This is a genomic window from Streptomyces sp. ICC4, assembly GCF_003287915.1.
In the GTDB taxonomy this organism is placed as follows: domain Bacteria; phylum Actinomycetota; class Actinomycetes; order Streptomycetales; family Streptomycetaceae; genus Streptomyces; species Streptomyces tritrimontium.
Genome location: NZ_CP030286.1, coordinates 3347026 through 3364823 on the forward strand (window position 1 = coordinate 3347026; position 17798 = coordinate 3364823).

Below are 17798 nucleotides of genomic sequence, written 5' to 3' on the forward strand. Positions count from 1 at the left end.
GGAGCATGGAGATGCAACAGGACAGGGGCCTCGCCGTGGCGGTCGACGCCGGCGCGCTGGCCCGAGTAGGTACGGCCCTGGCCGACGAAACGCGGCGCAGGCTGCTGCTGGCGCTACTCGAAGCGCCCGCTTACCCCTCCGACCTCGCCGACCGCCTCGGACTGACCCGCGGCAACGTCTCGAACCACCTGTCCTGCCTGCGAGGCTGCGGACTGGTCAAGCCGATCCCGGTCGGCCGCCGGGTGCGCTACGAGCTGGCGGATCCCAAGCTGGCGCACGCGCTCGCCGAGCTGGCCGCGCTCGTCCTGCTGGTCGACCACCAGGGTAAGCCCGACCAGGCCTGTGACCCGGACGGCGCCTGCTGCGCCTCCGACGGCGAGAGGGCCGATCACGCCCGGAGCCTGGAGGCCCGTCATGGCTGAGGAATGCTGCGGCACCGCCCCGGCCAAGAGCGGCACCGGCCAGGGCGGGGCCGAGCCTCCCTCCCGGGTCTGGCAGGTACGCGAACTGCAGGCCGCGGCCGTCTCCGGTGTCCTGTTGGGCATATCCCTGCTCGTGTCCGACGCGTGGTCCACGGCCCTCGCGCTCGCGGCGCTCGCCGTCGGCGCCGCCACCTTCGCCCCCAGCGCCCTGCGCGCACTACTGCGGGGCCGGCTCGGCGTCGGACTCCTCATGACCATCGCCGCAGCCGGGGCCGTCGCGCTGGGGGAGTACGGCGAGGCCGCCACCCTGGCCTTCCTCTTCTCCATCGCCGAGGGCCTCGAAGGCTACGCACTGGCCCGCACCCAGCACGGGCTGCGCGCCCTCCTCGACCTCGTGCCCCCCAACGCCGTGGTCCTCCGCAACGGCACCGAACAGCAGGTGGAACCGGCTGAACTCGCCGTCGGCGACATCCTGGTGGTACGCCCCGGCGAGAAGATCGCCACCGACGGAACGGTCCGTACGGGCCGTAGCGCCCTGGACACCTCCGTGGTGACCGGCGAATCCGTCCCGACCGAAGTCGGCCCCGGCAGCGAGGTCTTCGCCGGCACCATCAACGGGTCCGGCGCACTGGAAGTGACCGTCACCGCCACGGCCGAGGACAACTCGCTCGCCCGTCTGGTGCACATCGTCCAGGACGCCCAGGAACGCAAGGGCTCCAGCCAGCGCCTGGCTGCCCGCTTCGCGCGGCCCCTGGTGCCCGGCGTCCTCGTCCTGGCCGCACTGGTCGCCGTACTGGGCAGCCTCTTCGGCGACCCAGGACTGTGGATCGAACGCGCGCTCGTCGTCCTGGTCGCCGCCGCCCCCTGCGCCTTCGCCCTGTCCGTGCCCATCGCCGTGGTCGCCGCCGTCGGCGCGGCCTCCAAGGCCGGCGTACTGATCAAGGGGGGCGCGGCCGTCGAGGCGCTCGGCAGCGTCCGGGTTGTCGCCATCGACAAGACCGGCACGCTCACCCGCAACGAACCGGTCGTCATCGACGTGGTGATGGCTGCGGGTGTCGATCGCACGCGGGTCCTGAGCGTCGCCGCCGCCCTCGAAGCGCGAAGCGAACACCCCCTGGCCGCGGCCATCCTCACCGCCGCCGACGAGCTCCCGAACATGTCGGCCGAGGGCGTGGAAGCCGTACCCGGCAACGGCCTGACCGGCACCGTGGCAGGAGCCCCGGCCCGGCTCGGCAAGCCCGGCTTCGTCGACCCCGGTTCCCTCGCGGACGAGGTCACCCGGCTTCAGAGCGCCGGTGCCACCGTGGTCGTCGTGGAGCACGACGGAGCCCTGCTCGGCGCGGTCGCCGTGCGCGACGAGATCCGCCCCGAGGCCGCGGAGGCGATCACCCGTCTCAAGCAGCAGGGCATCCAGGTGGTCATGCTCACCGGCGACAACACCCGCACCGCCGAGGCCATCGCGGCCGCCGCCGGCATCACCGAGGTGCGCGCCGAGCTCCTCCCCGAGGACAAGGCCCGGATCGTCACCGAGCTCCAGGCCCGCGGCCCGGTGGCCATGGTCGGCGACGGCATCAACGACGCCCCCGCCCTGGCCACCGCGCAGGCCGGAATCGCCATGGGTGCCATGGGCAGCGACGTCGCCATCGAAGCCGCCGACGTGGCCCTGATGGGCGAGGACCTCCGTCGCCTGCCCGACGCCATCGCCCACGCCCGCGCCGCCCGGGGCATCTTCACCCAGAACCTGCTGCTCTCCGGCGCCATCCTCGTCACCCTCGTACCGCTGGCCGCCATCGGCACACTGGGCCTGGCAGCCGTGGTAGCCACACACGAACTCGCCGAAGTCCTGGTCATCGGAAACGGCATCCGCGCCGGACGCAAGACCCGACTCCCGCACCACCAGCCGGTACGCGACTCGGCCCCGGCCCGCGCGGCCATCGCCGCCAAGCCGGAAACCACCTCGGCGCCCCTGGCAGCGTCTGATGGATGCACGGACGGCTGCTGTGGCGAGTCAGCCGAGTCCCCTGCTCCGATGGTCGCCGAGGGAAGGACGAACCTGCTCGCCTCGATCTCCGCTCCACAGCGGTCCGCCAACGCAGGTGAGCGTTCGGTATCCGAGGGGCGGCGGCCCCAGGCGGTCCTGCTCACCACGCGCGCAGCGGTCTCCGGGGACAAGATCCCGGTACGAGGTGGCCAGCGCCCCCAGTCCGGTACGGCTACGACCGGCCGTCCCGAGGAGGGCGCGGAGCCGGGAGGCTGCGGCTGCTGTGCGGGCTGACCACCGCGTCACGTCGTACCGATCTGCGGCCGGGGCTGCGGCCGCTCCGGTCAGGCCTGGCTGCGGTTGCGGCGCAGCCGCCAGAAGATGCCGGCGGCGACGAGCAGTACGACGGCCGCGACAACGCCGACGACGGTTCCGGTATTGCTGCCCGTGTCCGTCTCGTCCGTCGCCCGCGCGCTCGCTGACGCGGCGGGAGCGGACGGAGCAGTGGCCGACGGCTGGGCGGACGGGACGCTCGGGGTCGGTGACGGTGAGGGGCTCGGGGCGATCAGCTTGGCCCCGGGGGCCGCTGCCTTCAGCTCCAGTACGGGGGCCGGATTATCAACCTTCTCGCCGTTGGTCGGCACCTCGATCCAGCGGGAGACCTTTCCGTCGCCGTACGTCTCCAGGGTCTTGAACGCCAGGGACTTCTCATCGGGCAGCTGGCGCACCGTGACGCTGTACTCGGCGTCGGTGCCGGTCGCCAGAGCCGGACCACCGATCGCGTACCCGTCAGGCGTGGCGGTCAGCTTCCATTCCTTGGGGGCGTCCTTCAGGGTCACGGCGTCCGGGGTGATGCCCTTCGGGAGTACGACCCTCAACTCCGCGATGCCCGCGGTGTCCGACTCCGCCTCGGAGGTGAAGGACAGCGTGACGTTCTCGGCGAGGGCACGGGGGTCGGAGGCGGTGACCTCGGCGTGCGCGGCGGCCGGCCCGGCTGCCACGCCGAGGACCACCACGGCGCCGACAGCCGCGAGGCCCAGCCTGCGGAGCGGAAGATGGATGTGTGATCTGTTCACGATGGAGCAACCTTCTCAGTACGTGGGGCGGGTTTCACCATGGAGGTGCACAGCCCGCCGGGATCGGGGGAACGTCTCCTGCACACCCGGCAGGAGGCCCCCGGCGTACCACCGCGTGACAGAGCATCGCCGTCACGGTCGGCGCTAGGACAAGGCTGTTGAGGGGGACGTGTACGGTCGCCGCGCGCGGCCGGGCCCAGGGCCGCCAGCGGACCCCGAAGGCCGCTCCGGCCGCCGCGACTGCCGTCTCGGCCCATCGGCCCACCGTCTCGGGCAGGCGGCTCAGCACCTGGTCCGCGCGGTACATGAGCAGAGCCATCGCGGATGCGGCCACGCAGTGGGCCGCCGTCATCACCCACGCACTGTGGTGTGCCGCGTACCCGATCTCCGGCGCCACGGCGTGTGCTTCGGCCTGTCCGTGGCGTACCGGCGTTTGCGCGGACAGCGCCCAGTGCAGCAGGAGTTGGGCGATGCCGGTGGCCGCGACCGCCTGCCACCAGGACCGGGGCAGGCGGGCCGTGAGCCACGAGGTGGCGAAGACGGCCGCCGCCCCGACAGCCACCCGCTGCCCGGACACCGGCTCCTCCGAGGCGAGATGGTGACCTATGACGGCCAATGCCGAGCCGAGCAGCGTGAACACGGCAGCCCGCAGCCACCGTCCGCTCCGCCACCCGGGCTGCGGACACGAGCGCATTCCTGCACGGGCTCCGGCCATGTCGGGCCCATCATCCATCGCACTGCGTCTCAGCCAGGCCCCAACTGTCAATTGAGGAACAGTTTTCCCGGATCGCTAGTCCGGTGACCGGAAAGGTTCACCGGGTCGCGGCGCCCGGCACGGCACCTCGCCGCGTTGTCGGACCACACCGGTACGTCCAGTACGAGGCGTGGTCCTCCGCCTTGCGAGGCACCGCACCGGACACCGCGACCCGGCAAACCTTCCCGGCCACAGCACTAGGTGGCCGGGGCCTGCCGATCTGCGCGTGTGCTGCGCCGCTCGAGGAGGACCACGTCGCGCCAGCGGCCGTGATGGCAGCCGATGCGTTCGCGGATGCCGATGACGCGGAACCCGGCGCGGCGATGGAGGGCGAGGCTCGCGGTGTTCTCGGGGAAGATGCCGGACTGGACGGTCCAGATGCCCGCGGCTTCGGTCGAGGCGATGAGGGCGTCGAGGAGGGCGCGGGCGACGCCGAGGCCCCGCGCCGACGGGCTCACGTACACCGAGTGCTCGACGACGCCCGCGTACGCGCAGCGGTCGGATACGGCGCTCGCGGCGATCCAGCCCAGGACCGTCGCGTCGCTGTCGTCGGTGGCGACGAAACGGTGCTCGGGCAGCTTGGCGGCGTCGAAGGCCGGCCAGTCGGGGGCTGTCGTCTCGAAGGTGGCGTCGCCTTCGTCGATGCCGGCTTGGTAGACGGCCAGGACCTCGGGACCGTCGCCGGCGGTCATCCGCCTGATCTTCACGGCCGTTGTCCCATGATCGCGCGGACGGCGGCGGGGAAGCAGTCCAGGCAGGCGCTGTTGACCTCGTAGCGGGTGCTGGTGCCCTGCCGTTCGGGCAGCACGAAGCGGACCTCCGCCAGAACCTTGAGGTGGTGCGAGACCGTCGACTGGCCGATGGGCAGACGGATGGTGATCTCGCCGACGGCCATGGGCCGTCGTTCGGAGGCGAGCAGGTGCAGCAGGCGGACGCGCATGGGGTCGGCCAGCGCCTTGAACCAGCCGGCGTACGTGGCCGCGTCCTCGTGGGTCAGGGGGGTGGGGTGTCGCAGCGGCCTATCCATCGATCATCGACGATAGTCGATGGATGCGGTGTCGGGAAGGGCGCGGGCCGGGCGCATCACGGCCCGGCAGGCGGCGACGGCGGCTGTCGCCATCGCGGTGCCGAGGAGGGCTCCCGCGAGGGTGTCGGAGAGCCAGTGCACACCGAGGAAGACGCGTGTGAAGCAGGCCGTGATGACTGCGAGAACGGCCATCGCGAGCCCGATCCGCAGAGCGGTCGCGGGCGCGCCGGCACATCGCGCCAGCCAGAGCAGTAGTACGCACGTGGCGGCTGCTGTCATGGCGTGGCCGGACGGCATGGCGGCGAACTCTGCCGAGTCGACGGGTTGTTCCCACCGGGGGCGTTCACGCCCGATGGCCCAGCGCAGCACGCCGCGGAACACCCATTCAGCGGCGGAGGCGCACGCGGCCCACACGGCGACCAGCCGTTGCCCGCCCCGCCACAGACCCACCACGGCACCGGCAAGGAGCAGGCGCATGGTCCACGGATCGACCACCCAGTCGGTGAGGATCCGGCTGGCATGCGTCCAGCCCGGCTCTTCCAGCGCGACGGCGTGAAGCTGCGAGGCCACAGCCCTGTCGACGTGCAACACGGGCTGGACTCCGGCCGCGACCAGCGTGATGAGCAGGCCCGCCGCTCCCGCGAGCAGCAAAGCGGTCTTGGCGGACGGCTGGGCCATCCAGGCCGAGAGTGGCGACTCCGTAGGTTCTGGCGGCTTGACGGGTGTGCTGGTGCGGGTCATAGCGCCGATCTCTCCTCAGGCGGTGGGGTGCTGGGAGTGTGCCCGGACCCGGCCTGGCTGATCGGGGTGGCCGGTCGGGCTGGAGGACGTCAGCGGTGCGGAGAAGTAGACTCGGAACCCGATATCGGTTTCGTCGCTGCGCGGGTGGCAGTGTGGAGGTGTTCGGGATGCGGGAGTTCCAGCGGGGCGCGGTGCGGCTGCACATCCTGCACCACGCGGCCGAGCAGGAGATCCACGGCGCGTGGATGACCGAGGAACTCGCCGGTCACGGATACAAGATCAGCCCCGGCACCATGTATCCCACGCTGCACCGGCTGGAATCCGACGGGTTGCTGGTCTCCGAGCAGCGGGTGGTCGACGGCCGTACGCGGCGGGTCTACTGGGCCACCGAAGCCGGGAAGCAGGCACTGGCCGATGACAGGCGGGCGCTCAAGGAGCTGGCCCGCGAAGTCCTCGGCGACGACGCCTCCTGATGCCGTCAAGATCCCTCCGGCAGGCTGATGAACAGCATGTGGCAATGCCGTCCGGCCCCCCGTAGGGCGGGCACTTGGCCGGTAGCGTCGGTGCGAGACCACTGGGTGCCTCCGGGGCGCCGGCCCGATGTTCGCGGGAGGTCGCACCATGTCGGATACAGAACCCCAGCCCAGCGTGCTGTTCGTGTGTGCGCACAACGCGGGGCGCTCGCAGATCGCGGCCGCATTCTTCGAGGAACTGGCCGGCGACGGCGTGACCGTACGGTCCGCTGGCCCGGCGCCCGGTGGGCGGGTGAACCCTCTGGTCGTGCAGGCGATGGCGGAGGTGGGAATCGACCTGTCCGAGCGCACCCCGCGGCAGCTGACCGAGGACACCGCGCAGAGCAGCGCCGTGGTGGTGACCACCAGCGGAGCGGACGCGGTCTCGGTGGCGGCCGGACAGCGGCACGAGGACTGGCCGGTGGAGGACGTCGCGGGTAAGAACCTCGACGAAGTACGGGCCATCCGTGACGACATCCGGGCTCGTGTCGAGCGCCTCGCCGCAGACCTTCGGCCCACACCGGACCCAGCCGGGAAGTGAGCCGGGCTCATCGGCCGGCACCAGGCAGGTGGTCAGCGCCGGGCCACCTGCGGCTCGGCCGCCGGGGTCACGGCGGCTCGGCGCAGGCGGGCGTCGAGCGAATAAGCGCCCGCGCCGACGATCAGCAGGAACAGGCTGCCGCACAGCTGGGCGAGGTCGGTGCGGGACTCGTGGATGAAGTCCCACCACCCTGACGCACCGGCGAGCAGCGGCGCGTTGCCCCACAGGATCGGCAGCTTGGTGATGAGCAGCGCGCCGACCATGTCGACCACCATCGGGACAGCGGCGAGCCGGGTCAGCAGTCCGACCAGGATCAGTACGCCGCAGACGATCTCGAAGACCCCGTCCAGCGGGCCGAAGAACCCCGGGGCGGGGATACCGGCCTTGTCGAACCGGCCCGTACCGAGAGCGCCGGGGCGCAGGAACTTCAAGATGCCCTCACAGAGGAACACCACCCCGAGGTAGAGGCGGATGAGCACCACGGCCGCGGGAGCGTCGGTCGAGATGAGCCGGGTCTGCCAGTCGTTGAGCTGCGTCATAGGAAGATGCCCCTCTCCGCCTTCGGGGATGTAGCTGGTCGGCGACATCGTCCCGCGAGGCAGGGATGCATCGGTGGCGCTACGCCCGCGTGGCCTGGGCGCGTCGTGGGGCTGCGGCTCCCGGCGGGGGCCCCGGCGATCATCGAGGAAGCGGGCGCGGCGACGCGCAGCTCGTGAAGCTTGCGAGGGCGTTCAGTAAGAGGATCACCGGCCGGCCGGCCGGCCGGCATGCACGCGGACCGCGGATGTCAGGAGTTGCGTGGGGCTACCAGTCCGGATTCGTAGGCGAGGACGACGAGTTGGGCGCGGTCTCGGGCGTGGAGTTTGGCCATGGCCCGGTTGATGTGGGTCTTCGCGGTGATCGGGCTGATCACCATGCGGTCGGCGATCTGGTCGTTGGACAAGCCCTGCGCGACCAGGGCGACGGCCTCGCGTTCGCGGTTGGTCAGCTCTTCCAGCCCGGTGCCGGCGGCTGTGTGGAGCGGCTGGGTGACGTACCTGTTGATCAGCTTGCGGGTGATCGACGGTGCCAGCAGGGCGTCGCCGCGCGCGGCGACGCGTACGGCGTGCAGGAAGTCTTCCGGCACGATGTCCTTGACGAGGAATCCGGCAGCGCCGGCGCGCAGCGCGTTGAAGACGTATTCGTCCAAGCCGTAGTTGGTCAGGATGACGACGTGCACCCCGGCCAGGGCCGGGTCGGCGGCGATGAGCCGGGTCGCCTCGATGCCGTCCATGACCGGCATCTGGATGTCGATGAGCGCGACGTCGGGCAGGTGCTCTTTCGCCAGAGCCAGGCCTTCTTTCCCGTCGCCGGCTTCGGCCACCACCTCGATGTCGTCTTCGGCGTTGAGGAGCGCGCGGAATCCGCTGCGGATGAGTGGCTGGTCGTCGACCAGCAGGACACGGATCATGATGTCTGGTCCACGGGGAGTTCGGCCTGGACGGTGAAGCCGCCCTCGCCGCGTGGTTCGGCGCGCATTCGGCCGCCGAGGGCGGTGACTCGTTCGCGCATCCCGAGCAGCCCGACGCCGGGCGTCGGGGCGGTGCCCGGCGTGGCCTTGCCGTCGTCTTCGATGTGAATGGTCAGGGCGTCCGGGCGGTAGTCGATGTGGACCGATGCGGTAGTGGCGGCGGCGTGCCGGGCGATGTTGGTGAGCGACTCCTGGACGATCCGGTAGACGGTCCGTTCGACCGCGGCCGGCACGTCGTGTCGTCGTCCGTCGATCGTCAGCCTGGCGTCCAGGCCAGTCATCCGCGCGCCTTCCACCAGTTCCGGGACATCGTCGAGCCCACGCGGCGGGCTCGTGTCGTCGTCGCGCAACGCCTCAAGGGTCGCTCGCAGTTCCCGGGTCGCCTCACGACCGGCCTGCTGGATGGCCAGCAGGGCCTCCGGCACCTGTTCGCCGCGCTTGCGGGCCAGGTGGACGGCGACTTCGGACTGCACCTTGATGATCGAGATCTGGTGGACGAGCGAATCGTGCAGCTCCCGCGCGATGTGCAGCCGCTCCTCGTCGGCGCGACGCCGCGCGGTCTCCTCCCGGGTGCGCTCGGCTTCGTCCGCCCGCCGCTCCGCCTGCCGCAGCGCCTCGCCCGCGGCGCCGGCCGCGATCAGTCAGGCAATCTCAAGGGCGCCTCGGGACTGCGCCAACGCCTCGCCCATGTCGTGCAGGCCCGAGGCCAGGGCCGCGAGGGGGAGAGCTGTCAGCGCGGCGGAGCCTTCATGGCGCTGCTGTTGGGACTGATCAGCATGGCCCTCGGTGGGCTGGCTCTGGCCCGCTCCCGCCGTGCCGGCTGACCGCAGCGAACACGAGGGGGATAGTCGGCCTCGGGAAACATCACTACAGCCGTTGGCGGATGAGGACCGCAGCGGCCGCGCGGTGGGCGAGCCCGGCCGGGTCTGCCGGTTGCTGAGCTGCGCCCTACGAGGATGCGCCCCTGCCTTCGGCAGGCTCGTCGGTAACCGGCCTACGGCTCCCGACGGGCGGTCACCGTGCGGCGGATGCCGTACGCGGCGGCGCCGACGGCCAGCACGGCGCCGCCGGTGATCACCGACGAGATGGGCAGGGCGAAGGCCAGGACCAGGCAGCCGGCCAGCCCGACCACCGGGATGATCCGTGCGGGACGGCCCTCGGCCGGGGTGAGCGTCCAGGCCGAGGCGTTGGCGACGGCGTAGTAGACCAGCACGCCGAACGAGGAGAAGCCGATCGCCCCGCGGACATCGGTCGTCGCCGCGAGCACGGCCACCACGGCGCCGACCACGAGCTCGGCACGGTGGGGCACCTTGAACTTCGGGTGCACGGCCGAGAGCGCGTGCGGGAGGTGCCGGTCGCGGGCCATGGCGAGGGTGGTGCGCGAGATGCCCAGGATCAGGGCCAGGAGCGAGCCCAGCGCGGCCACCGCGGCCCCGACCCGTACGACGGGCACCAGCCAGTCCACCCCCGCCGCGCGCACCGCGTCGGACAGCGGGGCGGTCGCGTCGGCCAACTGCTCGGGACCGAGCACCGTCAGGACCGCAACGGCGATGACGGTGTAGACGATCAGGGTGATGCCGAGCGCGAGCGGGATGGCCCGGGGGATGGTGCGGGCCGGGTCGCGGACCTCCTCGCCGAGGGTGGCGATGCGCGCGTACCCGGCGAACGCGAAGAACAGCAGGCCGGCCGCCTGGAGCACCCCGCCGAACGTGGCGTCGTCACCGATGTCCAGCCGGGCGACGTCCGGGCTGCCGGAGGTGAACAGGGCGACGGTCACGGCGGCCAGCACCGCCAGGACCACGGCGACGATCGCCCTGGTCAACCAGGCGGACTTCTGCACCCCGGCGTAGTTGACCGCAGTCAGCGCCACCACGGCCGCGACCGCGACCGCGTGGGCCTGCCCGGGCCAGACGTACGAGCCGACGGTCAGGGCCATCGCCGCGCAGGAGGCGGTCTTGCCGACGACGAACGCCCAGCCCGCCAGGTAGCCCCAGAAGTCGCCCAGCCGCTCGCGGCCGTAGACGTAGGTGCCGCCGGAAGCGGGGTAACGGGCGGCGAGCCGAGCCGAGGACGTCGCGTTGCAGTACGCCACCACCGCGGCCAGCGCCAGACCCAGCAGCAGTCCGGACCCGGCAGCGCCGGCGGCCGGCCCGAGCGCAGCGAAGATCCCCGCGCCGATCATCGACCCCAGGCCGATCACCACCGCGTCGGACACCCCCAGCCGCCGCTGCAACTCGTCGGGCGTCGCTGCGGCTGATGGCTTGCTCATGGCCCACTCCCTAGACGGCGGCGCCGTCCGCGCTGTTGGAATCCGATATCGGGAGACGATATCTGAGCCCACGCGGCATGGCCGCCGCAGTTCATAGCTGTCACGCAGGGTTCATTCCCCGTTGGCTTACGGGGCTTACGGGGCTTCCGGGTGACGGTCAGCGCCATCCCGTGGCGAGGCGCTGCACCCGCTATCGGGACAAGGTCTGGGTGACGCGCCACAGGCGGCGGGGCAGGTCGCCCTCCTCGAAGGCGTGGACTTCGTCCAAGGCCCAGCCGTCGGCGAGCGCGTCGACCAGGTCGCGAGGGAAGAAGTGCACGGCGAAGCCGCCGTGTTCGTAGATGTCGTCGCCGTGATCGGTGCCGGCGCCGTAGTGCGCGTCGCCGGTGTGCCGGACGGTGTAGACGAAGGGGCCGCCGGGCCGCAGCACGCGGCGGACCTCGCTCACCAGGGCCAGGATCTCCTTGGTGGACAGGGCCATGCACAGGAGCATGTGCGCGAAGACCGCGTCCACGGAGTCGTCCGCCAGGGGCAGCGGCTCCCGGACGTCATGCACCGCCGTGGTCACCCGCTCCGCGACGCCTTGGCTGAGGGCGGCATCGCGCAGCTGCTGAAGGCCGGTCTCGCTGAAGTCGGTTGCGAGGACGGTGAAGCCCTCGCGGGCGAAGAAGAGCGCGTCGCGCCCGTGCCCGGCACCCAGTTCCAGTACCTCCACCGCATCGCCGGAGCGGAACGCCTTTGCGGCGTGGGCGGCCGGAGTGGAGGGTTCTTCGCCGTACATCCCCGGGTGGGCGCCGTACGTGCTCTGCCAATGCCGCCGCTGCGCGTCCGCCAGCTCCTGCTCACTCCACGCCACTGTGCTCATTTCCCCTTGTGCTCCCGGCGTTTCGCCAGGTCGTCGGCCTGCCCTGCGCGGCGGCCACCACCGCGCAAGACCATTGAACCGGACGGTTCGGACTGCAGCGGGGACTGTCTGCAGACTTGCCGCAGAGGTGCCGTCGGCCAGGGCGGCAAGGTGGCGCTCGGCGTCGAGGGCCGCCGCGCAGCCGACCGCATCATGACGACGAACGTGGAGGCCGCAGCTCAGCTCTTCTGCTTCTTCGCGTCGACCTCGGCGATGAGGCCCTCGATCAGGCCCTTGATCTCGTCGCGGATGGGGCGGACGGCCTCCACCCCCTGACCGGCCGGGTCCGCGAGCTGCCAGTCGAGGTAGGTCTTGCCGGGGAAGTACGGGCATGCGTCGCCGCAGCCCATGGTGATCACGTAGTCGGAGGCCTGGACAGCCTCGGGGGTCAGCACCTTCGGCTTCTGGTCGGAGATGTCGATGCTCAGCTCGGCCATGGCGGCGACGGCGGAGGGGTTGACCTGGTCGCCGGGCAGGGATCCGGCGGAGCGGACCTCGACGCGGTCACCGGCGAGGTGGCGCAGGAAGCCGGCGGCCATCTGGGAGCGGCCTGCGTTGTGGACACAGACGAACAGCACGGACGCGAGCGGGGTGGAGGACATCAGTTCTTCCCTTTACGGAGTGGACCGGCAGGTGGTGCGGTAGCGGCCTGTCGCCCGGCAGCCCGTGGATGTACCGCCAGGCGTTCATCAGGAAGTGCGGGACGTGGCGAGGCAGGTACGGGAATCCCCTTCCCCGCGGTTACGACTCAGTCCGGGCTGACATCAGGTCCGGGTGATGTGACATTATCAGTCCATGATGACGTCAGTCGACACTGATCTGATCCGGGTTCTGGCCGACCCGCTCAGGCTCCAGATCGTGACCCTCCTCGCGCAGGAGACGCTCTGCACCACGCACCTGGTCGAGGAGACCGGCGCGAAGCAGACCAACCTCTCCAACCACCTCAAGGTGCTGCGCGATGCCGGGGTCGTGGAGACGGAGCCGTGCGGACGGTTCACCTACTACCGGCTGCGCCCGGAAGTCATCGAAGCGCTCGCCGGTCAGTTCGCCGATCTCGCCCGGACCGCGCGCACCACCGCCGAAGCGAACCTCAAGCGGTCCTGCCCGTAGCCTTCCGCGTTCTGCCTCACCTGCCCGAGGGGCCCTCTTGCCCACCACCGAGCCCGTCGGCACCGCCCCCGCAGCGGATGCCGTCACGGCCGCCGGCGCGCCGCAGCCCGCACCCGGCGCCACCCCACCGCGTACGCCTCTCATGGCCAGGGCTGCTTCCGAGCTCGTCGGCACGGCCGCTCTGGTCGCGGTCGGCCCGGTCTCCGGCGCCCACTTCAACCCCGCCGTCACCCTGGCCGAGTGGTGGACCGCACGCCGGGACGGCGCCGGGGTCACCGTCCGTGAGACGGCTGTGTACGTGCCTTCGCAGATCGTCGGTGCGATCGCGGGCGCGGTGCTCGCGGACGCGATGTTCGGCGAGCCGCTGGTGAAGTGGTCCACCCACGACCGCTCCGCCGAGAACCTCCTCCTCGGCGAGGTCGTCGCCACTGCCGGGCTGATCCTGCTGATCTTCGGCCTCGCCCGCACCGATCGTCTCCGCTTCGCGCCGGTCGCGGTCGCCTCGTACATCGGTGCCGCGTACTGGTTCACCTCGTCCACGTCGTTCGCCAACCCGGCGGTGACGATCGGCCGCGCCTTCACCGACACCTTCGCGGGGATAGCCCCGGCCTCGGTTCCGGCCTTCATCGGCGCCCAACTGGCCGGCGTGGTCATCGGTCTCGCACTGGTGGCGGTCATCTTCATGCGGGGCAAGGCCGCCACCGGAGCACCCACCGCATGACGATGAGCGCGGATGTGGTGGTGATTGGCGGCGGCCGTTCCGCGCGATGAGGGCCGTGAGACCGCAGAGCTGCTCGGCTGATGAGGACAGCGCGTCCGGGCGGCGGCCTGCCGGACGGTGGCGGCCTCGGTCAGTAGATGCGGTCGCAGGCAGCCGTGGGCGGTGGTCCAGCGCGGTCGCCCGAGTAGAGGGAGACTGAGAAGGCGCCGAGACTCGGCCGTCGGGAGACGATCATGGACAGGCATCACGAATTCCACATCGATCGGGCCGGTCATTCGGTATCGGTGAGCATCCATGGGGATCACCCGCATGTGATCGAGCTGCTCGTCGACGGCGAAGAGCTCGGCCGTCGCACCGCCCGGACGGGATCCTGGATCCTGGATGCCGAACTGCCCACCGAGCCCCCGACGCCCCTCCGGGTGCGGGTCCACCTGCCCCATACGGCCAGTACCCCGCGCTGCACCCTGGAGATGGACGGCAGAGAAGAGGCCATGCCGCAGCGGGCCCATGCGTGAACCGGCGCTGTGCCTGCGGCGAGCCCGATCGATCCGGTCGCCGTTGTCGGCGTCGGCTGACCCGCGCGGTGTCAGCGGGGGCCGGGCAGGGTGAGCTGGCGCCGGTGGAAGTCGAAGTGCTGGGCCGGGTAGTGGTAGAGGTCCGTGACCGTCATGAAGTCGCGGAAGAACGGATCCCACCGGACGGGGTAGTGCATCCCCAGAGTGAAGGCGGCCTCTGGCGCTGTGTCGAGGCGGCGGTGCAGGTCGTCGACGACTCGGTCGAACGTCACGCCCATCCGCCGGCGCCCGAGGATCCGGACGGCCCCGACCGGGCCCAGAAAGTTGATGACATCGAATGGCCTGGTCGCGCTGTTCAGGAACCGGGCGAAGACCCGGCTGGCGCCACGCGGCAGCCACCCGAAGATCCGCATCACGGCCAGCAGCGGCCGGATGAGGATGAAGCCGAAGAGCATGTGGAACAGCAGCTGCTCGTTCGTCCAGCGAGTTTCCTGGGTGGGCAAGTCCAGGTCCGCCGGCGTGGCGGCGTCGAGGAGCTGATGAAACTCGGCGCGGACCCGCTCCAGCTCGTCATGGATCAGCCGGCGGTCCACCAGCGGCTCATCTTTCACGGGACACACTCCGTTCCCTTGCACCGCAGACCGCGTCTGGAGAAACAGCCTCGCCCTGAGGATGCCGCCAATGCGTCTTGAGGCGACGGGCCGTCGGCGGGTGGCCGCCGTGTCGGCGAGGAGGTTCAGCTTGCCGTCGCGAGGAGCTGACTCATCGCTGCGACGACGGACGGTTCGACGCGGTAGTAGACCCAGGTTCCGCGGCGCTCGGAGGAGAGCAGTCCCGCTTCCTTGAGCTTCTTCAGGTGGTGGGAGACCGTCGGCTGGGAGACGCCGACGTCGGAGATGTCGCACACGCAGGCCTCGCCTCCCTCGTGGGAGGCGACCGCCGAGAACAGCCGCAGGCGCACCGGGTCTCCGAGTGCCTTGAACATCTTCGCCGTGCGCTCGGCCTCTTCGGCGTTCAGGGGGCGCTCGGTGAGCGGGGGGCAGCACGGCGCCACGGCCTCGGGCTCCGGTAGCGGCAGGACCTTGGCATTCGACATACGCCTATGTTGACACATGTCGAAGCAGTGGGTCAGGTGCGTGGCGCGTCGACATCGCCCCAGGTGGGCCCCCTGCGAGCTCGTCGGGTGGCCCGTGCGGCCCGTGGGGGCGCAGCGGCTGCGTTCTTTTAGATTTGATGAATGTCTATGTTGACGAACATCGATACAAGGTTCATGCTGGAAGCGTCCGGTCATCGATAGATGTCGAATCAACAGGGGAGTCCGTCGTGAACGCATCCACCACCGCCCTGCCCGTCGTGGTCATCGGAGCAGGCCCCGTCGGTCTGGCTGCGGCGGCCCACCTCGTCGAGCGCGGCATCGAGCCGCTGGTACTGGAGGCCGGTAGTTCGGCCGGCTCGGCCGTCCGGGAGTGGTCGCACGTACGGCTGTTCTCGACCTGGTCCGAGGTCGTCGACCCCGCCGCCGAGAAGCTGCTGGCCCCGACCGGCTGGACCGCGCCCGACGGTGGCTCGTACCCGACGGGCGGCGACTGGGCCGAGCAGTACCTCCAGCCCCTCGCCGACGTCCTCGGTGATCGGGTCCGCTACGGCGCCACCGTGACCGGCGTCTCCCGCTTGGGCCGCGACCGGGTTGTCGACGTGGACCGGGAGGCGCAGCCGTTCACCGTGCACGTGACGCTCGCCGACGGATCCGAGGAGCGGCTCACCGCCCGGGCTGTCGTCGATGCGTCCGGCACCTGGTCCACTCCGAGCCCCCTCGGCGGGGACGGCCTGCCCGCGCTCGGCGAACGCGCCGCCGCCGGCCGGATCTCCTACCGAGTCCCGGACCTCAAGGACCCGGCCGTCCGCGCCCGCTACGCCGGCGGGCGCACCGCCGTCATCGGCTCCGGAGCCTCCGCGTTCACCGCCCTCGCCTACCTCGCCGAACTCGTGAAGGCCGAGCCCGGGACACACGCCGTGTGGATCCTGCGGCGCGGGATCAGCGGCTCCACCTTCGGCGGGGGAGAGGCCGACCAGCTGCCCGCCCGCGGCGCGCTTGGCCTGGCTGCCAAGGCCGCGGTCGAGGCCGGCCACGCCGACGCGGTCACCGGCTTCCGCACCACCGCCGTCGAGAGGACCGGCGAGCAGCTGGTCCTGGTCGCCGAGGACGGCCGCCGACTGGACCCGGTCGACGAGGTCATCGCCCTCACCGGCTTCCGCCCCGACCTCTCCTTCCTGGACGAGCTCCGCCTCGGCCTCGACGAGCGCCTCCAGGCCCCCACCGAACTGGCCCCGCTGATCGATCCCAACCAGCACTCCTGCGGCACCGTCTACCCCCACGGAGTGACGGAGCTGTCCCACCCCGAACAGGACGTCTACCTCGTCGGCATGAAGAGCTACGGCCGCGCGCCGACCTTCCTCGCCATGACCGGCTACGAGCAGGTCCGCTCCATCGCCGCGGCCCTGGCCTGTGACCGCGAGGCCGCCGAGCGGGTGGAGCTGACCCTCCCGGAGACCGGAGTCTGCGGTGGCGCGGGCCTCTTCGACGAGCCCGGGGCCGTTGAAGAGGAATCCGGCGGTGGCTGCTGCGCCGCCCCGGCCACCCTCACCATCGGGGCCCCGGCCCGGTCCGGCGGCTGCTGACCTCCGTGACCGACCTCCACAGCACGGGGGCCGCGACCGGGACGGGGGACCGGTCGCGGCCCCGCGCCGTCCTGCCCGCGCTCTGTGCCACGCAGATCACGAGCTGGGGCATCGTCTACTACGCGTTCCCCGTCCTCCTCCCGCGCCTGACCGCCGACACCGGCTGGTCCACCCATGCCGCCACCGCTGCCTTCTCCCTCGCCCTGCTCGTCTCGGCGGCGGTCGGCGTCCCCGTCGGTCGCATCCTCGACCGCCGGGGCCCGCGCGCCGTCATGACGACCGGATCCGTCCTCGGCACCCTCGCGATCCTTGTGATCGCCGCCGCCCCCAACCTCCCCGTCTTCACCGCCGGGTGGATCCTCGCGGGTGTGGCCATGGCGTCCACCTTCTACCCGCCCGCCTTCGCCGCCCTCACCCGCTGGTGGGGTCCGGACCGGATCCGGGCGCTCACCGTCGTCACGCTGGCCGGCGGCCTCGCCTCCACGCTCTTCGCGCCGCTCACCGCAGTCCTCGCCGACCACCTGAGCTGGCGGTCCACCTACGCCGTACTCGCCGTGATCCTCGCGGCCGTCACCATTCCCGCGCACGCCCTGGCCCTGCCCATGGGCCGCCGCGCGCCGACGGCGAACGCGCTGCGGGTCGAGATCGAGGCGGTCCCCACCGGGGACCTGCGCCGGGTGGCCGAGGCGGGGTGGGGGGACGCGCCGGGTCGTAAGTGTGGTAAAGGGAGCGGCCCCTGCGGGGGCCGGGGGGGGCGGGTGGGACGGGGGGGGGGCCGGGGGGGGGGGGGGGGCGGGGCCGGGGCGGGGCGGGGGGGGGGGAGGGGGACCGGGGCGGGGAAAGGGGGGGGGCCCCCGCGGGGGGTGGGGTGGTGCCCCGCCCCTGCTCTCGGGGTGGTGCTCAGGCCGCGGCGGCCGCTCCGGAGCGGATCCGGCGGATCCGGCCCTGCGCGGCCAGCCGCTGGAGGTCCCGGTGGATCGTCATCCGGCTGACGCCCAGCTCCCGCACGAGGTCCGCGACCCATACGTGGCCCTTG

At 71.6% G+C, this 17798-nt stretch carries 22 protein-coding genes and 1 pseudogene; 10 read left to right on the top strand and 13 right to left on the bottom strand.

Features of this window, described 5'->3' with window-relative positions; genetic code table 11:
* The first annotated feature begins 11 nt into the window (after positions 1-11).
* Together DRB89_RS15530 and DRB89_RS15535 are read left to right on the top strand one after the other, a co-directional pair.
* Complete coding sequence (locus tag DRB89_RS15530) at positions 12-422, top strand: metalloregulator ArsR/SmtB family transcription factor (protein ID WP_112453458.1); 411 nt, start codon at positions 12-14, stop codon at positions 420-422.
* Positions 415-2697: a cation-translocating P-type ATPase gene (locus DRB89_RS15535; protein WP_112449032.1), complete on the top strand. Its 2283-nt coding sequence runs from the start codon at positions 415-417 to the stop codon at positions 2695-2697. Before DRB89_RS15530 ends, DRB89_RS15535 begins: the two co-directional genes overlap by 8 nt.
* Before the next feature lie 50 nt (positions 2698-2747).
* On the opposite strand, the gene DRB89_RS15540 is transcribed toward DRB89_RS15535, so the two are convergent.
* From DRB89_RS15540 to DRB89_RS15560, 5 genes are all read right to left on the bottom strand, one after another.
* Entirely contained in the window at positions 2748-3479 is a 732-nt protein-coding gene (locus DRB89_RS15540; protein ID WP_112449033.1) for a DUF1775 domain-containing protein, read from the bottom strand.
* A gap of 34 nt (positions 3480-3513) precedes the next feature.
* Positions 3514-4119 carry a hypothetical protein gene (locus tag DRB89_RS15545; protein WP_112449034.1) on the bottom strand — a complete coding sequence of 202 codons (606 nt, stop codon included), beginning with the start codon at positions 4117-4119 and terminating at the stop codon, positions 3514-3516.
* A gap of 311 nt (positions 4120-4430) precedes the next feature.
* Positions 4431-4925, bottom strand: coding sequence for a GNAT family N-acetyltransferase (locus tag DRB89_RS15550; RefSeq protein ID WP_112449035.1), 495 nt, complete (start codon positions 4923-4925; stop codon positions 4431-4433).
* 11 nt (positions 4926-4936) lie between these two features.
* Positions 4937-5260, bottom strand: coding sequence for a metalloregulator ArsR/SmtB family transcription factor (locus DRB89_RS15555; RefSeq protein WP_112449036.1), 324 nt, complete (start codon positions 5258-5260; stop codon positions 4937-4939).
* Between the two features lie 3 nt (positions 5261-5263).
* On the bottom strand, positions 5264-5938 hold the full coding sequence (locus tag DRB89_RS15560; RefSeq protein WP_112449037.1) for a phosphatase PAP2 family protein: 675 nt from the start codon (positions 5936-5938) through the stop codon (positions 5264-5266).
* Positions 5939-6168: 230 nt separating this feature from the next.
* Here DRB89_RS15560 and DRB89_RS15565 point away from each other — a divergent pair, with 230 nt between their 5' ends.
* Complete coding sequence (locus DRB89_RS15565) at positions 6169-6474, top strand: PadR family transcriptional regulator (protein ID WP_112449038.1); 306 nt, start codon at positions 6169-6171, stop codon at positions 6472-6474.
* Between the two features lie 148 nt (positions 6475-6622).
* Complete coding sequence (locus DRB89_RS15570; protein WP_112449039.1) at positions 6623-7054, top strand: heat-shock protein HtpX; 432 nt, start codon at positions 6623-6625, stop codon at positions 7052-7054.
* Between the two features lie 32 nt (positions 7055-7086).
* Here DRB89_RS15570 and DRB89_RS15575 read toward each other — a convergent pair whose 3' ends face one another.
* The 3 genes and pseudogenes from DRB89_RS15575 to DRB89_RS15585 form a co-directional block, all read right to left on the bottom strand.
* Positions 7087-7593 (bottom strand): DoxX family protein, encoded by a 507-nt coding sequence (locus tag DRB89_RS15575; RefSeq protein ID WP_112449040.1) that lies wholly within the window; start codon positions 7591-7593, stop codon positions 7087-7089.
* A 248-nt stretch (positions 7594-7841) separates the two neighbouring features.
* The gene (locus DRB89_RS15580; protein ID WP_112449041.1) at positions 7842-8504 is read right to left on the bottom strand and encodes a response regulator transcription factor; all 663 of its coding nucleotides are present in this window, start codon (positions 8502-8504) and stop codon (positions 7842-7844) included.
* Positions 8501-9289, bottom strand: a pseudogene (locus DRB89_RS15585) (sensor histidine kinase); the annotation flags it as partial. The pseudogene DRB89_RS15585 and the gene DRB89_RS15580, both read right to left, overlap by 4 nt.
* Here DRB89_RS15585 and DRB89_RS44540 point away from each other — a divergent pair.
* Positions 9257-9388 (top strand): DUF6223 family protein, encoded by a 132-nt coding sequence (locus DRB89_RS44540; protein ID WP_239516163.1) that lies wholly within the window; start codon positions 9257-9259, stop codon positions 9386-9388. The pseudogene DRB89_RS15585 and the gene DRB89_RS44540 overlap by 33 nt on opposite strands.
* Positions 9389-9558: 170 nt before the next feature.
* Here the strand turns inward: DRB89_RS44540 and DRB89_RS15590 are convergent, their stop codons facing one another.
* From DRB89_RS15590 to DRB89_RS15600, 3 genes are all read right to left on the bottom strand, one after another.
* Positions 9559-10833 carry an APC family permease gene (locus DRB89_RS15590; RefSeq protein ID WP_112449042.1) on the bottom strand — a complete coding sequence of 425 codons (1275 nt, stop codon included), beginning with the start codon at positions 10831-10833 and terminating at the stop codon, positions 9559-9561.
* Between the two features lie 190 nt (positions 10834-11023).
* Entirely contained in the window at positions 11024-11689 is a 666-nt protein-coding gene (locus DRB89_RS15595; protein ID WP_204358037.1) for a class I SAM-dependent methyltransferase, read from the bottom strand.
* Between the two features lie 227 nt (positions 11690-11916).
* Positions 11917-12339 carry an arsenate reductase ArsC gene (locus DRB89_RS15600; protein WP_112449044.1) on the bottom strand — a complete coding sequence of 141 codons (423 nt, stop codon included), beginning with the start codon at positions 12337-12339 and terminating at the stop codon, positions 11917-11919.
* A gap of 193 nt (positions 12340-12532) precedes the next feature.
* Between DRB89_RS15600 and DRB89_RS15605 the strand changes: the two genes are divergently transcribed.
* The 3 genes from DRB89_RS15605 to DRB89_RS15615 all read left to right on the top strand — a co-directional run bounded on the left by DRB89_RS15605 (position 12533) and on the right by DRB89_RS15615 (position 14083).
* Positions 12533-12847: a metalloregulator ArsR/SmtB family transcription factor gene (locus DRB89_RS15605; RefSeq protein ID WP_112449045.1), complete on the top strand. Its 315-nt coding sequence runs from the start codon at positions 12533-12535 to the stop codon at positions 12845-12847.
* Between the two features lie 37 nt (positions 12848-12884).
* Positions 12885-13568 (top strand): aquaporin, encoded by a 684-nt coding sequence (locus tag DRB89_RS15610; protein ID WP_204357741.1) that lies wholly within the window; start codon positions 12885-12887, stop codon positions 13566-13568.
* Between the two features lie 233 nt (positions 13569-13801).
* Entirely contained in the window at positions 13802-14083 is a 282-nt protein-coding gene (locus DRB89_RS15615) for a hypothetical protein (protein WP_112449046.1), read from the top strand.
* 71 nt (positions 14084-14154) lie between these two features.
* On the opposite strand, the gene DRB89_RS15620 is transcribed toward DRB89_RS15615, so the two are convergent.
* Together DRB89_RS15620 and DRB89_RS15625 are read right to left on the bottom strand one after the other, a co-directional pair.
* On the bottom strand, positions 14155-14694 hold the full coding sequence (locus DRB89_RS15620; RefSeq protein ID WP_112449047.1) for a DinB family protein: 540 nt from the start codon (positions 14692-14694) through the stop codon (positions 14155-14157).
* 125 nt (positions 14695-14819) lie between these two features.
* The gene (locus DRB89_RS15625; RefSeq protein ID WP_112449048.1) at positions 14820-15179 is read right to left on the bottom strand and encodes a metalloregulator ArsR/SmtB family transcription factor; all 360 of its coding nucleotides are present in this window, start codon (positions 15177-15179) and stop codon (positions 14820-14822) included.
* 227 nt (positions 15180-15406) lie between these two features.
* Here DRB89_RS15625 and DRB89_RS15630 point away from each other — a divergent pair, with 227 nt between their 5' ends.
* Both DRB89_RS15630 and DRB89_RS44545 read left to right on the top strand, forming a co-directional pair.
* Complete coding sequence (locus DRB89_RS15630) at positions 15407-16762, top strand: NAD(P)-binding domain-containing protein (protein ID WP_112463305.1); 1356 nt, start codon at positions 15407-15409, stop codon at positions 16760-16762.
* 5 nt (positions 16763-16767) lie between these two features.
* On the top strand, positions 16768-17754 hold the full coding sequence (locus DRB89_RS44545) for an MFS transporter (RefSeq protein ID WP_239516164.1): 987 nt from the start codon (positions 16768-16770) through the stop codon (positions 17752-17754).
* The last annotated feature ends 44 nt before the right edge of the window (positions 17755-17798 follow it).